The organism is Psychrobacillus sp. FSL K6-4615 (assembly GCF_038008225.1).
Classification (GTDB): domain Bacteria; phylum Bacillota; class Bacilli; order Bacillales_A; family Planococcaceae; genus Psychrobacillus; species Psychrobacillus psychrotolerans.
On the sequence record NZ_JBBOYQ010000001.1, the window covers coordinates 821,725 to 837,987 of the forward strand.

Sequence of the window (16,263 nt, forward strand, 5' to 3'; positions counted from 1 at the left end):
AAAATTTAAACTACTATAGTATTATAAGAAAACTAGAAAGAATGTGATTATATGAAAATAGGACCATTGATCAAATATCATCGCACGAAGAAAAAAATGACCCAAGCTAAACTCTGCGAGGGGATTTGTTCAATCACGCATCTAAGTAAAATTGAGAATAATTTTAGAGAAGGAAATGCTGAAACAATTCAATTATTACTAGAACGCTTAAAAATCGATATAAAAGAAGTGGAAAAAGGGGAACGCAATATTCAATACCTACTCGACGAATTTGTTTCTTACCTTCAATATTATGACTTAGAAAAGTTACCTCTAGCTTATAAACAATTAGAAAATTTTAAGGACTTTATTATTTTTACAGACTTTATGTACTTGTATGAACTATATAAGTTTAGGTACTTTCTATCTATGAATGAGCTAAAGGAAGCAGAGAAACAATATAAATGGTTACATGTTCAGAAACAGAATTTTTCCCAACATGAGAGGTATTTACTTTCCTATTTCCATTCGATATCTTTAGTAACAAGAGGTAAATATACGGAAGCTGATAAGAATCTAATGAAAATTATTCGACAAAATATTAATCTAGGTGTTTTTAAAGGAGAGGTTCTTTACCATATTGCGGTAGTTAAAGGCCACTTGGAGGAATCCAATCAAGCAATAATTTACGGAGAAAAAGCTTTGGAATATTTTAAAGAACAAATTAACTTTAAAAGAATTCTTTACACGTTGTTATCGCTTTCGATGAATTATTCACGTGTAAAGGTCTATGACAAAGCACTAGAAACATATGGACACTTACTAAGAAACGCTGAAATATTTAATTATGATTCTTTACTTCCTCAGGTTTATCATAATATTGGAGATTTACATTACATAATGGGGAATTATTCTATAGCAAATGCCTATTTTAAGAAGAGCCAAACAAGAATGCTAAGAGATACGGAAGATTTTCTGTTATGTCTTTTCAATCTTGGACAAACAGAATACCAACTACAAAATTGGGATGCGAGCAAAGGTAATTTTGAATTATTAAAAGAAGAAGCTAGTAAACTTAAGGTTCACCATTATGGAATGTACGCTACCTTTTATTTAATACTCTTAGATAACAAAAAGTCCAAAGCCATGGATTATTTAGAGAAGAAGTTATTGCCGTATATTTCTAGTGATGGGCGTTGTGCTGATGCGTATAAACTTTTTTCAAACCTCCTTTCTGATTTTTACAAGGAAGAAGGTAAATTTGATAAAGCAGTTTATTTTAAAATTTAAGGAGGTGAATCTTTATGAAGAAAGCTTTCGTAGTTTTAGCTATCATAGTAGTTTCTATTTCAATTAACTTGAATGTAGAAAAAGTAGAATCTGTCGCAAATAGTACAATGTCAGATAGTCTATATCTTCCTATTCATCCTCCTATTATTTAAATAAGGTATCGCTCGCTTTTTACCAGTCTTTGAGTCAATTAACTCTGAGACTGGTATTTTTTTATGAAAATTGAAATCTAAATATTCTCATATTGACTAATTGGTAGTAGAAATGGGATAGTAGAGAGAATATTATTATAGGGGGATTACATATGACCAAAGCTTTAGTGTTAGGCGGAACTAGGTTTTTTGGTGTGCAGTTAGTCGAATCGTTGTTGCAACAGGGAGTTGAAGTGACCATTGCCTCGCGAGGTAATGTGGAAGATCCGTTTGGAGATAAAGTAAGTCGTATTAAAGTTGATCGTCTCAATGTGGGTGATATGCAGAAGAATTTTGTACATACGGATTGGGATATCGTATTCGATCAAATATGTTATTCATCTCAAGAAGCGATTGATACAATCGATGTGTTTGCCGGTAAAACGAAAAAGTATGTATTCACTTCTTCCAAATCCGTTTATGAACTAGGTGGTGGAGAACAAGGATTTATAGAAGAGGATTTCAATCCATTTAAATACAACTTAAATATTGGGCCAAAAGAAGATTTTTCGTATGGTGAAGGAAAAAGACAGGCAGAAGCAGCATTTTTCAGTCATGCACCTTTCCCGGTTGTCGCTGTAAGATTTCCTATTGTAATTGGTATAAACGACTATACGGATAGACTCAATTATTATATTAAAAAAGTTCGAGATCAAGCGGATATTCATTTGGTCAATTTAGAAGCTGCCATGGATTTTATATCAGAGGAAGAGGCTGGCGATTTCTTAGCTTGGGTTGGGCAATCCGATTTTGAAGGTCCGATTAATGCGACATCTAACGGAAATGTGAAAATAGGAGAATTGCTTGCCTATATAGAAGAAAAGGTTGGCAAAACAGCGATAGTAGTAGCAGATACGAAAGAAGAGAGTGATTCACCTTACAATATTTCTAAAACTTGGTTGATCAGCAATGAAAAAGCTGAGCGGCAAGGATATGAGTTTAGGGAACTTAAAGAATACCTTCCTAGCCTAATAGAGGAGGCATTAATGAAAATAAATGTAGAGGAGGCATTAATGAAAATAAATGCTAAATAGGTTCCTAGACTCTATTTAGCAAAAGTGAAAGATACTCGTATCACAAGCATACAATCATTATATATTCCACCAGGAGGAGTGTTTGGTATAAAAGCTGTAATTGGTGTGTCGTCAAATATAAAAGAGGATTTGCTATCAGTTCCAATGAGTAATGTGCGTGCAATCACACAATTTGGAGGAGTTCCAATTGTGTTACCAAATTTAGTAGGAGATGAAATTACAGAAATCGCAAATACAATTAATGGTCTTTTACTAACTGGTGGTGGAGATATCGACCCGACATTATTTGGAGAAGAGCCACTTCCGGGTCTAGGTAATATTGTTCCAGAGCGAGATCTATTTGAAATGGCACTTTTTCAAAAAATGCTAGAGTTAAATAAACCTGTTTTAGGAATTTGTCGTGGAGCCCAAATTATGAGTATTGCGATGGGCGGAGATATGTATCAGGATATCTATTCGCAAAAGGATGGACCATTACTACAGCATGAGCAGCAGGCTCCAAATTGGCATGGCTCTCATTTTGTTGAAGTGACGGAGGGATCTTTGTTACGCAAAATTGTTGGAATGGATAAACTTAAGGTGAACAGTTATCATCATCAAGCACTTAGAAATATGCCAACAGGTTTTATCGTCAGTGGTGTTGCTAGTGATGGAGTAATTGAAGCTTTTGAAAGTACGAAGCATCCATTTGTTATGGGTATACAGTGGCATCCTGAGAGCTTGTTAACAAAAGAGGATACAAGCTCGCATGCAATATTTCAAGCCTTTATGAATGCTTGTATGAAATGAATGTAGAATGTATTGTCTAGCTGAAGCTTTAATAAAAACGACTGTTTATTCAGTCGTTTTTATTATTCTCCTTTTTACTTAAAAAATGTAATTCATGAAATGTTTTTTCTAGGGAAAGCTATTTGAATCATGAATGAGGAGGTATTGCTTTGAAAATAGGGCTTAGGAAAGGGTTTTTTGTTTGTGTGCTTTCCTTTTTAATATCGACTAATGTTTCGGCCGCGGAGAAAGAGCCGACGCGTGAAGAAATTTTGGAAATGCGCATGGACTACTATATAAAGTATTCAAGTGAGATGCTCCCGTGGTATTACTTGGCTGCAATTGACCAATACGAACGCAATTTACAAGAAGTTCGCAGTGATCTCCCAAAACGAGAGGGAGTTGTGGCGTTTCAATTTTCCGATGACTTTTGGGTTGGATTATTGAATCCTATAAGAGATGATCGGAATAGCACATCCATCACTTTTTTTGATGGTAGTGGACTTGATGGGAATAATGATGGTTTTGCTGATCTTAATCACGATGATGATGTGATGTTTACATTAACTAATTATTTAAGCGAGCGCGTCGTAACAGAAGAAGATTTTGAAAAAACACTGAAGGACTATTACACTCGAGATGAAGCGGTTAAACAGATTATGACAAATGCTGAAATTTATAAGCACTATAATACGGTAGACCTAGATGGACGTGCATTTCCTCTGGCACTTCAGCATAATTACAGTTACCGCAGTACTTGGGGTGACAGGAGAGGCTGGGGTGGACGACGGATGCACGAAGGAACCGATTTGTTCGCTTCCTATGGTGTACCTGTGAAGTCCACAACTTATGGAATTGTAGAAACAAAAGGTTGGAATGATTACGGTGGCTGGCGTGTTGGAATTCGTGATGTAAATAATACTTATCATTATTATGCTCACTTATCTGGCTATACAAAGGATTTAAAAGAAGGGGATTTTTTGGAGCCAGGAACCGTTATCGGCTATGTTGGAAGCTCGGGTTACGGCCGAGAGGGAACCTCTGGTAAATTCCCGCCACATTTACATTATGGAATGTATAAATTTAACGGTCGTACAGAATGGGCTTATGATCCTTTCCCGTTGTTAAAACGTTGGGAGCAGCAGGAAAAGAATGCGAAAAAGAATCCAGCAGCAAATTAGTTGCTGGATTTACATTTATATAAATGCAAGCGTAAACCAGAAAAAATGAAGGAATAACACACTTACATAGAGAAAAATAGCAATATTCATTAAAATTACTATAAAGGGTCTCGATTTTAATTTGGAAACAATGCCGATTAGTAAAATAGGAAGAGCAATTTTTATCAAATAAAAGCCTATTAAATTACCTTCATATAGGTTCCGCATAATAGGATTTGCTTCTGTAATATGATGACTTTGAATGCCAAAATCGGTAAAGAAAGCATCGAGAGTAGCAAGTATTAATAGGATTATTCCTAATTTGACTAATTTATTTTGTATGAATGAGAGGGGATTTGTAAGCAATAGAAAATGTACTCCTTTTACTTTTTTCTATTAGTATGTGATTGAAGCAGCAGATTATATTCTTCATTTGCAAAATAGCTTACAATTAAAAAAGGTCGGAAAGGTTGTGCTAAAAATGAAGGATGTTCCATTTGTTTGTTCTTGGTCGGGAGGGAAGGATTCTGCGATGGCCTATTATCGGGCAATGAAAATGGGGATGAAACCGAAGAGGTTACTGACCATGTTCGAAGAAGAAGGAGAAATTTCTAAATCTCATGCACTACCATTTGAAGTGGTGACAGCTCAGGCAGAACGGTTAGGAATACCATTATCTATAAAAGAAGCAAGCTGGAGTTCTTATGAGGGACTATTTACAGAATCAATGGACGAATGTCGCGCTGAAGGAATTACTCATGGCGTGTTTGGAGATATTGATCTAGATGGGCATTTAGAATGGGTTCAAAATACGTGTGCAAAATCAGATATAGTTGCGGTTCATCCCTTATGGAAAGAACCACGCCATAAAATTATTGTAGATTTGATAGATGCAGGATTTGAAGCTTGGATTGTAGTAGTGAACGCTACAATGATGCCAGCTGAGTTTGTTGGCAGGAAGTTTTCAAAAGAGTTGATAGTAGAATTGGAAGCTCTAGGAATTGATGCTTGTGGAGAAAATGGAGAATTTCACACGGTTGTTGTGGATGGCCCCATATTTTCTAGTAGAGTGCCTATAAAAATTGGACAGACTATAGTAAAGGGTGACTATATTTTCTCTCCGGTAATGATTAATGATTAATACAAACGGAAAAGGGTATTGTAAAGAAGAAAATACATATTATTCTGAAATGGTGGAGAAGAAAAATGACCAAAATGAATAGAGGAATTGTAACTGCTTTATCGGCAATAGGGCTAGCACAGGGTTTAAAGGTATTAACACATAAGAAATTGACGGGTAATTGGGATTTGAAACAGGCATTAACCACAGGTGGAATGCCAAGTTCTCACTCTGCAGGTGTCGCTGCATTAGCATCTTATGTTGCTGCCAATAAGGGAACTCGACATACAGAAACTGCTCTTGCTGTTGTTTTCGGGGCAATAGTTATGTATGATGCGCAGGGAATTCGAAGACATACAGGGGAAATTGCACAATTAGTAAACGATTTGGAAGATAATATTGCAGCACTTTCAGGGAATTTTCCAAGTTTTGAATATGTTCAACGAGAAGGCGAATTAAAAGAACTTCTTGGACATCAGCCAGTAGAAGTAATGGCAGGTGCAATATTAGGAACTGCATTTGGGGTATTATGCGCTAAATTAGAAGATTAATTAATAATGCATTTATATAGGAAAGGCCGAGTTAGATAGTAATTCTAACTTGGCCTTTCCTATTGTTTATTTTTCGTCCATCTTTAAACTCAATCTCTAAATCTGTTAAACAATCTCTAATAAATTGACAAAATAAAACCAAGTTGAAAAACTCCAACTTGGCTAAATAAGGTTATTTTTTAGAATCTGTATAGGTTTTAACTTCCTTTTCCCCATTATAAGCAATCTCTAAATTAAAGTTTTTATATTCTTCAATACCAAAGGCAAGTGTCACTCTTTGAATGACATCTTCATCTGCCATATCTTTGTTTAGTTGTAGCTCGCCTAAAACAGAATGAAGAAGTTCCTTGGCTTCTTCTCCTTTGATATCAGCAGCATCGAGTTCATTGGAGTAAAGAGAGTCTTTCGGTTCTTTACTATATTGAGCAACTACCGCATCTTTTGTATCGGCAGTATCTATTTTTAGATTAAACGTTTCGAATGCTACTTCTTTTGGCTCCTCTTCAGGAGTTTCTACCACAGTATCCTCTTCTGTTTTTACTTCTTCTTGTTTTTGAACTTCTGATTCATTTAGTTCGTTTTCTTCTACCTCATCATTGTTGTCTCCACAAGCTCCTAGCAGTAATGCCGAAGTTAGAAATGTAGATGTAAGTACTTTAAATTTGGTGGTTTTCATCTAGTTGGCTCCTTTCCAGGTGTTTAAACCTACTCTTTTATTATATAACCCAAATTGTTAGCCCTAAACATTACCATATAATTTAAAATAAATGCAGAAAATGATTATGATTATAACAATGGGGGTAAAGAACTGTAATAGTAAAGTATAGGAAGGTGATGGAATGGGAAATTATAAAGAAATTACAACAGTTAATCAGTGGCAGAATATCTTTGATGAGTCAAAGGATAAAGCAATCCTAGTGTTCAAACATAGTACAACATGTCCTGTGAGTGCACATGCATACGGCGAATTTACGGCTTTTAATAATTCAATAGAAAGTTATTTAGTGAAAGTTATAGAAAATCGTGCAGTATCTAATGAGATTTCAAAGGACCTTGGCATTCAACATGAATCTCCTCAGGCGTTTGTCATAGCAAATAGCGATGTTGTATGGAATGCCTCTCACTGGAAAATTACGAAAAAGGAGTTAGATAAAGTAACTGCATCATTATAAAAGATTGGAGCAATGAAATGGAATCAATACTAAAAGTAAAAAATTATTTAGTGGATAATGCCGAGAAGATTATACGAGACATGACGGATACAGCAAACGACAATCATAACCCGAAATTATCACCCGAAGAGCTGGAACAATTCATTCAAAAAAATACGCAGTTTTTAGTATTGTTGGCAGATTCCTTACAAGGTTCAAGAGAGTCGGCAGAGGAAGAACTGAAACAATGGAGCAAACAGACGGGGAAAGAAGAAGCTAAATTGTTCCGTCGATTTTCTAACATTATGAAACCGTACGCAAATCGCCGATTAATATTTTTACAAAAAATTTCTCAAATATCCATGGAGCATGGACTGTCTACAGAAGATGTTATTAAAGTAAATAATCGCTTTTGTTATTTGATGGATGTCAGTATGGCAGAAACGATTAGTGCATATGAAATGTATCGGGACAAGTCAATAAAAGATCATCAACGTGAAATCAATGCACTATCTGCACCAATTGTTCCTATTCAGGACGGTGTGGCAGTATTACCATTAATAGGAGCGATTGATTATACACGGGTGCAGCATTTATTAAATTATGTTGTTCCGACTATTCCAGATTTGAAAATTGACTATCTCATTATTGACTTTAGTGGAACTATGGCAATAGATATGGAAATAGCACAGCATATATTCACTATTCACAATGTGCTCGGATTATTAGGTATCCATGTGTTATTCTCCGGTATTCGTCCTAACTTATCGATGACTGTCGTGAAAGCAGGGATTGATTTTACCTCTTTTAATACATATGGTAGTGTAAAAATGGCCATTAATAGTTTGAAATAATAATCTCCAATAAATTCAATCCTATCTTCAGGATTGGATTTTTTTTGTATTTCTGTTTAATTTTTCTTTGTGGTGGGTAACTAATCTATGTTAAGGATATAAAAAAGTTGAATTGAAGGAGGAGAGAGTATGCTAGATCGTTATTACTGGAATGATACCTTATCTTATATACCGGAGTTAGTTGTTGCGATTCTTGTGCTTCTTATTGGATTTATCGTTGCAAAAGTATTGGAAAATGCAACTCACAAATTATTACGTAAGTTTAGGGTAAATGAACGATTAGGAAACACGAAGTCTAAATGGACTGTAGAAAAAGTTATTAGTAAGGTTGTTTTCTTCATCGTATTGATTTTAGCACTTGTTTTATTCTTTAATATATTGAATTTAAATACGATGGCAGCACCATTTGTTTCGATGTATTCTGGTTTGACGGGGGCTTTCTTGAACATTTTGAAAGCTGCTTTGATATTATTATTTGCTTGGGTTTTAGCTACTGTTGTGAAAAAAGGGATTCAAATGATTGGATCAAAGTTCAATTTGAACAAGTATTCGGAGAAAGCAGGGTTTGACGCAAAACCTGAAAATCAAATGAAGTGGACAGATACTGCAGCTAAAGTTGCGTATTACTTAATCTTCCTATTATTCATTCCAGCAGTATTAAGTGCACTAGGAATTGATGGGTTAAGTGGACCGTTTGAAGGAATGCTCGCGAGTTTCTTTACCTTTATACCGAAGTTAATATCAGCGGTACTTGTATTTGCTATTGGTTGGTTTGTTGCGAAACTAGTTCGTAACTTACTAGAAAAGTTATTGCATTCAGCAGGGTTGGACCGCTTAGCTGATAAATGGAAATTGTCCTCGTTTGTTGAGGGAACAAGTTTATCTAAAATTGTAGGCATCCTTGCATTTGTTTTAATAATGATTCCAGTTTCCATTACAGCACTGGAGATTTTAGATTTAGAGGGTATTTCAGGACCAGCCATTGCAATGTTAAATGATGTCATGACAATGCTGCCGAAAATTTTCGTAGCAATTGTACTTGTATTAGTTGGTATTGTTGCAGCTAAATGGGTCAAGGATGTGGTTGTATCTCTCCTTGAAAAATTAGGTGTGAATTCTATTTTTGGAAAAATGGGCTTCCAATCTGCTAATGGAGCAGCACCATCGTTTGCTACTTTAATAGGGACGATTGTACAAGTCATTATTATCCTACTATTTGTAGTGGAAACACTTCAATTATTAGAGCTAGACTTTATGGTAACACTGGCAACAGGTATCTTTGCTTACTTGCCATCTGTAATTGCAGCTATTATTATTCTAGCGGTAGGCTTCTGGTTAGCTAGTTTAGTAGAAAAAATAGTTGGAAACGTGATGACGCATTCATCAGGAACACCACATTTCCTTCGTTATGTAGCAAAATATGCTATATTAGCATTTGCATTTTTCATGGCATTAGACCAATTAGGCATTGCCGCATCTATTATTAACGCAGCATTCATCCTTATTCTTGGAGGAGTGGCATTAGCATTCGGACTTGCATTTGGACTTGGTGGTCGTGAGCATGCTACAAAATATTTATCGAAAATGGAAAAAAGCTTAAATGATGCAGAAGTTTCTACTGAAAGATATCAACAAGAAAAAGAAACAATGAAAGAATCATTTAAAGAAAACTTTCAAGATCCTAAAAAAGCGGAACAAAGCTTAAAGGGCACAAGTCCCCATATGGACGAAGTGAACCCAATTCAAGCAGCGGATGTAAATGTTGTAAACCCGGCTCATGAGGAAGATTCCCCAAGCACGGGCTATAATATCCCATCAACGGATGATCTTCACCCGTTTGAAGACTTACCACCAATTGATGAAAGAAAAGACGAACAATAATGATATGAATTGGCTCCAGTGAGTATAAAACTCGCTGGAGCTTTTTTGTGAAGGAATATTTTTTTGCATTTAGAAGCGAAAATTATTAATGACCACCATGATCATCGGTCGATTATTGCCGTGGATCAATCGATTATTGCTATTGATCGCTCGATTATTAGTGGCTATCGCTCGATTTTATAGGATCATCAATCGATTATCTTCAACCATCGATTGATTCACACTTTTATATGGTTGGAATTCCCCGTTAAAATATTATCATTTTGCTACTAATTATGTATAATAACATTAAAGTTATAATATTATATAAATTCAGAATAATTGAATGTGAGATAGGATAAAGGGGGAATAGAATGTTAGTATCAGAGAGATTGGCATACTTAGCAAAGGAAACACCTAAGAAAATTATCACTTCTTTTCAAGGCAGGGAGACAAGCTACAAGGAACTGTTCGAGCAGGCAAAACGTCTTGCAGGATATTTTCAATCGAAAGGGTATGAGCAGGAAGATATCATAGCGGTATACTTGATAAATTCCGATTATTTTCTGACGTGTTATTATGCATGTCAGTTAGGCGGATTTACAATTCTTCCGATTAATACGAAGTTAACTGCTCCAGAAGTCAATTATATATTTAAGCATTCAGAGGCAAAGGCCTTAATATATGATACTCGATTAGGCTCAATATTAAATGACCTTCCAGAAACAATGAATAGTTTTGAGGATCTTTTATATTTAGGAGAAGAAAATACGCTTACGCTTCTGGAAGTGTTCAATAATGATAGTTTGTTATTTAATGAAAGAAAAGTAGATGAAAATACAACTACTGTTATCTTTTACACATCTGGTACGACAGGTAAACCAAAAGGGGTTATGCTTTCGGCAGCGAATGTTCGAGCAACCGCGAAGCTTTATGTGGAAGCACTTGAACTAAACTCAGCAGATCGTATGCAAATAGTAGCTCCTCTTTTTCATTGTGCAGCAAGTCATGTATTTAGTATCCCGGTTATTTATGCTGGTGGAACTGTTGTTATTGAAGAAGGCTTTTCTCCAGAACAAACAATGGATACATTAGAACAAGAGAAAATCACTGTCTTTTTTGGTGTTCCATCGATGTATAGTATCTTATTGAATAGCCCTAAAATGGAAATACTCAAGTTAACTAATCTAAGATTGTTTACGTATGGTGCAGCGCCTATGCCATTTGAGTTAATCCGTAAAATAAAAGCAATGTATCCAGAAGTGAAAGTTCAAAATATATATGGGCAAACGGAAAACTCGCCGGCGGCAACAACATTAAAGGATCATTATGCCCTTAAGAAAGTAGGATCTGTCGGAGAGCCGGTACCCGGAACACAAGTGCGAGTAGTTGGCCAGCAAGGTAACCCTTTGCCTATTGGTCAAGTAGGTGAAATTGTTGTGAAGGGCCCTCAGTTAATGAAGGGATATTTGAAAAATGACGAAGCAACACGACAGGCCATTAGAGATGGGTGGCTGTACACTGGGGATTTAGGACGAATGGATGAGGACGGTCTATTATATATTGTCGACCGAAAAAAAGATATGATCATTCGTGGTGGAGAAAATGTATTCCCAGTAGAAGTAGAAGAGGTGCTTTATGAAATACCGGAAGTACTAGAAGCCGCAGTAATTGGTGTCCCTCATGAGGTATATGGGGAAGTTCCAAAGGCGTATGTAGTTTTGAAGGAAGGGAAACTGCTTAAAGAAGAAGATATATTGGGTAAATGCTCCAAAAGTTTAGCGAAATATAAGCTCCCCGTAGAAGTCGAATTTATCGACAGCTTACCACGTAATGCAAGTGGAAAAGTCCTAAAGACTACATTACGAGACTGATAATAATGACATTCTACTTCTGATAAGGAATAGGATGTCTTTTTAATTAGCTAACCAGCAAAATTCATGTACAAGCGTAACTGATATAAAATAAAAAACAGGCAAAAAGATGCCTGGTCTTCTAAAAAAATGTAGATATGCTATTGATTTCTGCTCAGAGCGTCCACATGTAACGGAAATCAGTAGTATGATTCATTCCATAACTACGTATTCATACTGTGTTTTTATATACTTTTCTATTAAAAAAGCTTTCGGAGAGAAGACCCGAAAGCTAGAGTGTATTGAATCATGCAGCAATTACGATTTTCTTTTTCAGGAATCCAAGGGTTATAGCTGTTATAAAGGATCCCACGAGAATAGCGAATGCATACAATAGTATATTTATCGCACCTCCATCAACAAGGCCGATCACAAAAATTCCACCGTGAGGAGCGCGCAAACCAATGTCAAACAGCATTACCAATGCACCAGTGACTGCAGCTCCGGCAACAGAAGCTGGGATAACGCGTGCGGGATCTGCTGCTGCAAACGGAATAACACCTTCCGTGATAAAGCTAGCACCGAGCACATAAGCTGTCTTGCCAGCTTCTCGTTCAGGTTTTGTGAATTTATTTTTGAAAAGTGTGGTAGAAATCGCTACGCCAAGTGGCGGTACCATTCCTGCTGCCATGACAGTAGCAATGAAATTAAAGTTTTGTGCATCAAGCATAGCAATGCCAAATGTATAAGCCGCTTTATTGACAGGACCGCCCATATCAATAGCCATCATGCCTCCTAGAAGTAATCCGACAAGCACTAGATTTGTCCCACCAAGGCTTTCAAGAAAACTTGAAATGCCTGTATAGACTTTCGTCAATTCAGGATTGACTAACATCATGATTATTCCAGTAATGGCAATTGAAAACACTGGGAAGAACAATACTGGATTTAACCCTTCAAGTGAATTAGGAAGTCTTGAAAATACTTTTTTGACTAACAGCGTAACATAACCAGCGAGGAACCCGGCTATCAGTCCACCAAGAAATCCGGAACCACCACTTGCTCCTTCAACGCCTGTTACGGTAATAGCAATCAGTCCGCCGACCATTCCTGGTGCAAATCCCGGACGTTCTGCAATACTCATTGCGATAAATCCGGCTAGAACTGGAACCATTAGGAAGAAGGCATTGCCTCCACCAATAGTATTCAGCATAGCAGCGAATTCATTGTATTCAGGACTGTCAGGATTCGATGCATTTATGCCCCAGAAAAAGGAAATGGCAATTAGAATACCCCCACCTACGACAAATGGTAGCATATTGGAAACACCGTTCATTAAATGTTTATAAAACCCGCCTTTACCACTAGAGGATGCTTCATCCTTTGACTTGTCATGCTTATAGATCGGTGCATCTTGGTTAACCGCTCGATTCAGTAAATCGTCTGTTTCATAAATCGCTTTGCCAACTGCAGTCTGGATGACATGTTTTCCATCGAAACGAGCCATATCCACTTTGGTATCTGCTGCCACAATAATAGCTTCTGCTTCTGCAATTTCCGCATCGGTCAGTCGATTTTTTACACCACTCGAGCCATTGGTTTCCACTTTCAGTGTAATACCAAGTTCTTTTGCACGATCATTGAGTTTTTCTGCCGCCATATAGGTATGGGCAATTCCTGTCGGACAGGCTGTAACCGCTAGAATCTTTTTAGCGGATGAACGAGGTTCATCCTTTTCTTCAAGCGGCTTTTCTGACCCTTCGGCTTCCATCTCCTTGTCTGTAATCGCTTGCAAAACTTGCTGTTTAGAACTGGCTGCAAGAATACGTGAACGGAATTTTTCATCCATTAAAAATGTTGCTAGTCTTGACAAGGCTTCCAGATGATCATCATTGGCACCTTCAGTGGCTGCAATCATGAAAAATAGATGAGCGGGTTGGCCATCCAATGATTCATAGTCGAGACCATGTTCAGATCTGCCGAATGCAATGGCTGGAGCATAGACTGCTACTGACTTGGCATGAGGAATGGCAATGCCTTCGCCGATACCTGTAGTGCTCTGATTTTCACGCGTTAGGATATCCTTCAGGAACGCTTGGCGGTCCACTAGTTTTCCGGCCTGTTCCAATTGTCCAGTCAATTCTTCAAGAACCTGTTGTTTTGAAGTGGCATCTAAATTCAGTATAATTGTTTCTTCTGTCAATAATTGTGTAATTTTCATCCTGTCACATCCTTCATCAGATTGGGGTGATTTCTACTTGTTCAAGTAATACTTCGACGCCTTGTTGATCACATAAATCTGAACGGAAGGCCGTGGCGCTTCCACTTGCAACACCGTAACGAAAAGCTTTTTCAGGATTTTCGTCTTTTGAATAGGAAGCGATGAAACCAGAAACGAGTGAATCGCCTGATCCTACTGTATTGATGACAAGACCAGTCGGTGCTTTAGCTCTTAAAGAGAGGTCTTTGGTAACGAGTAAAGCCCCGTCGCCTCCCATCGACACGATGACATGTTTGATGCCATTTTCTAAAAGTCTTCTGGCATAGTGATGGGCATCCTTAATAGTTGTGATTTCGGTATCGAATAATTCTCCCAGTTCCTCGAGGTTAGGCTTGATCAAAAAGCAGGGTACTTTTGTCAGTTTTTTCAGTGCTTGACCGGAAGTATCAAGTACAAAGTGCACTCCGTTCTCCCTACAGATTTCCGCAAGGTCAAGAAAATAGCTATCGGAGATGGAGATAGGAAGACTGCCCGCAAGAATGAACCAATCGCCTGTTTTCATGCCTTTTACTTTATTTGTGAGAACTAGTAATTGTTGCTCCGTTAATTTTGGACCTGGCCCGTTTAATTCTGTTTCTTTATCTGCCTTTATTTTAATATTTATCCGGGTTATTTCCGAAGTTTCAATGAAATCAGTATCTACTCCTTCTTTTTGTAGAAATTCTTCTATATAGCTACCTGTAAAGCCGCCAGTAAATCCTAGGGCTTTGCTCTTAACACCAAGTCTGTTCAATACTCTGGAAACATTAATACCCTTGCCGCCAGGATAATAATATACTTCTTCGGAGCGGTTTAGTTTTCCATTTTCGAAAGCCGCCAGGTAAACGGTATAATCGATTGATGGTGTAATAGTGCAAGTATAAATCATTCGTGCACCACCTTTACTGAAGTTTTTTTTCTGAAAATATCCAAAGTTTCTGCCGGTATACTATCGATGATGAGTTCGGCCTTTTCCAAATCCATGATTTTCGCAAAACTAACTTGATTGATTTTTGAATGATCAGCTAGCACAAAGGTTTTTCTAGACAAGGAACTTGCCAATAGTTTGATAGCTGCTTCTTCAGGATCCGGTGTCGTATACCCATATTGCTCATGCAGACCATTAACACCAAGAAAACAGATATCAAAACGATAGTTTTTCATAGCCCGGGCAGTTTGAGAACCGACAAATGCACTCGTTTTAGACTTAAATAATCCACCGGTTAAATACGTGGTGATGCCATAATCTTTCAAGGCATCAACGAGTGTCAAACCATTAGTTACAACCAAAAGGTTTTTGTTTTGCAAAAATGGAATCATTTGAAAAGTTGTGGTACCAGCATCCAAATAGACGCTGTCTCCTTCTTTGATCAGTTCCGCTGCAGCTTGTGCAACATGAATTTTTTCGGCTAGATTCTGAGTAGATTTATCTGTCACACTTTGTTCTATTAGATTGCTCCTAGTCACAATAGCGCCTCCGAAAACGCGTTCTAGTTTCTGCTGGCTTTCAAGTTCTGTTAAATCTCTTCGAATTGTCGATTCGGAAGCCGCAGTTTCATCCACCAATTCTTGGATTTTTACCGTTTGTTCTTTTTCTAGCTTTTTTAAGATATAAGCATGTCTCTCGTTTGTTAACAAGTAATCAACTGCTTTCTTGAATAGAGTTAAATTTCTGTTAAATAAATAATACCTGAATTCATAATTTAATTCAATCATAAACATTCATAAACATCCAAAAACAATCATTTTTTTCTCTCTTTTTTAATTTTGCTCTCAACCTTTATCTAATGATGAATGGGGGCAATAAACTAAGTCTTTGAGTATCTTTATAACGAGATATTATCCTGTTGCATTTTTGAAAAAATGATATAAAAGTAATGCGTATTATTTTTAATAATATTTTTATGATTTTTATACAACTAATTTTTAAATATGAAAACGAAAAAATATTAAGTAAATCTATATTCGAAAATTTAATGACAAAAGTCTATGAGTTTATATATCTAGTATTTTTTTGGGTTTTTGATAGGATTTTTGACTATGAGATTATGTAATGGTATTTATTATAATAAAGGAAAAGTTTTCTAAGACTTATAAAAAAATTTTAGTTTATAGATTTTTTGAAATTAATAATTTTATTAGGTTTATAAACTAATAGATAGAGGGTAATGGGTATTAGTGGAACTTTGAAT

The 16,263-nt window shown here is 36.6% G+C and carries 16 protein-coding genes; 11 read left to right on the forward strand and 5 right to left on the reverse strand.

The features are described from left to right. The first annotated feature begins 51 nt into the window (after positions 1–51). The 5 genes from MKX53_RS03900 (at position 52) to MKX53_RS03920 (ending at position 4,443) form a co-directional block, all read left to right on the forward strand. Positions 52–1,269 carry a helix-turn-helix domain-containing protein gene (locus MKX53_RS03900; protein WP_340909271.1) on the forward strand — a complete coding sequence of 406 codons (1,218 nt, stop codon included), beginning with the start codon at positions 52–54 and terminating at the stop codon, positions 1,267–1,269. A gap of 14 nt (positions 1,270–1,283) precedes the next feature. After that, entirely contained in the window at positions 1,284–1,421 is a 138-nt protein-coding gene (locus MKX53_RS03905) for a hypothetical protein (protein WP_340909273.1), read from the forward strand. 152 nt (positions 1,422–1,573) lie between these two features. Next, positions 1,574–2,494, forward strand: a complete 921-nt coding sequence (locus tag MKX53_RS03910; protein ID WP_340909275.1) for an NAD-dependent epimerase/dehydratase family protein — start codon at positions 1,574–1,576, stop codon at positions 2,492–2,494. 87 nt (positions 2,495–2,581) lie between these two features. Further along, complete coding sequence (locus tag MKX53_RS03915) at positions 2,582–3,283, forward strand: gamma-glutamyl-gamma-aminobutyrate hydrolase family protein (protein ID WP_340913230.1); 702 nt, start codon at positions 2,582–2,584, stop codon at positions 3,281–3,283. 149 nt (positions 3,284–3,432) lie between these two features. After that, positions 3,433–4,443, forward strand: coding sequence for a M23 family metallopeptidase (locus tag MKX53_RS03920; RefSeq protein ID WP_340909278.1), 1,011 nt, complete (start codon positions 3,433–3,435; stop codon positions 4,441–4,443). 15 nt (positions 4,444–4,458) lie between these two features. Here the strand turns inward: MKX53_RS03920 and MKX53_RS03925 are convergent, their stop codons facing one another. Beyond that, positions 4,459–4,788 carry a DUF5658 family protein gene (locus MKX53_RS03925; protein WP_340909280.1) on the reverse strand — a complete coding sequence of 110 codons (330 nt, stop codon included), beginning with the start codon at positions 4,786–4,788 and terminating at the stop codon, positions 4,459–4,461. 115 nt (positions 4,789–4,903) lie between these two features. Here MKX53_RS03925 and MKX53_RS03930 point away from each other — a divergent pair, with 115 nt between their 5' ends. Continuing rightward, on the forward strand, positions 4,904–5,563 hold the full coding sequence (locus MKX53_RS03930) for a Dph6-related ATP pyrophosphatase (protein ID WP_340909281.1): 660 nt from the start codon (positions 4,904–4,906) through the stop codon (positions 5,561–5,563). Between the two features lie 65 nt (positions 5,564–5,628). Beyond that, positions 5,629–6,093, forward strand: coding sequence for a divergent PAP2 family protein (locus MKX53_RS03935; RefSeq protein ID WP_340909283.1), 465 nt, complete (start codon positions 5,629–5,631; stop codon positions 6,091–6,093). Between the two features lie 172 nt (positions 6,094–6,265). Here MKX53_RS03935 and MKX53_RS03940 read toward each other — a convergent pair whose 3' ends face one another. Then, the gene (locus tag MKX53_RS03940) at positions 6,266–6,769 is read right to left on the reverse strand and encodes a YusW family protein (RefSeq protein ID WP_340909286.1); all 504 of its coding nucleotides are present in this window, start codon (positions 6,767–6,769) and stop codon (positions 6,266–6,268) included. 163 nt (positions 6,770–6,932) lie between these two features. Here MKX53_RS03940 and ytxJ point away from each other — a divergent pair, with 163 nt between their 5' ends. From ytxJ to MKX53_RS03960, 4 genes are all read left to right on the forward strand, one after another. Then, complete coding sequence (gene ytxJ, locus MKX53_RS03945; RefSeq protein ID WP_340909288.1) at positions 6,933–7,265, forward strand: bacillithiol system redox-active protein YtxJ; 333 nt, start codon at positions 6,933–6,935, stop codon at positions 7,263–7,265. Between the two features lie 17 nt (positions 7,266–7,282). Beyond that, on the forward strand, positions 7,283–8,098 hold the full coding sequence (locus tag MKX53_RS03950; protein ID WP_340909289.1) for an STAS domain-containing protein: 816 nt from the start codon (positions 7,283–7,285) through the stop codon (positions 8,096–8,098). 129 nt (positions 8,099–8,227) lie between these two features. Next, entirely contained in the window at positions 8,228–9,979 is a 1,752-nt protein-coding gene (locus MKX53_RS03955) for a mechanosensitive ion channel (protein ID WP_340909290.1), read from the forward strand. A gap of 353 nt (positions 9,980–10,332) precedes the next feature. Continuing rightward, positions 10,333–11,832 (forward strand): class I adenylate-forming enzyme family protein, encoded by a 1,500-nt coding sequence (locus tag MKX53_RS03960; RefSeq protein ID WP_340909292.1) that lies wholly within the window; start codon positions 10,333–10,335, stop codon positions 11,830–11,832. Positions 11,833–12,118: 286 nt separating this feature from the next. Here the strand turns inward: MKX53_RS03960 and MKX53_RS03965 are convergent, their stop codons facing one another. Genes MKX53_RS03965 through MKX53_RS03975 form a run of 3 tightly spaced genes read right to left on the reverse strand, consistent with a single transcriptional unit; the run spans position 12,119 to position 15,709 of the window. Next, a complete protein-coding gene (locus MKX53_RS03965) occupies positions 12,119–14,032 on the reverse strand; it encodes a PTS fructose transporter subunit IIABC (protein WP_340909294.1) in 1,914 nt (637 codons plus the stop codon). A 16-nt stretch (positions 14,033–14,048) separates the two neighbouring features. Further along, complete coding sequence (gene pfkB, locus MKX53_RS03970) at positions 14,049–14,960, reverse strand: 1-phosphofructokinase (protein WP_093537214.1); 912 nt, start codon at positions 14,958–14,960, stop codon at positions 14,049–14,051. After that, the gene (locus MKX53_RS03975) at positions 14,957–15,709 is read right to left on the reverse strand and encodes a DeoR/GlpR family DNA-binding transcription regulator (RefSeq protein WP_340913233.1); all 753 of its coding nucleotides are present in this window, start codon (positions 15,707–15,709) and stop codon (positions 14,957–14,959) included. Before MKX53_RS03975 ends, pfkB begins: the two co-directional genes overlap by 4 nt. Positions 15,710–16,263: the final 554 nt, after the last annotated feature.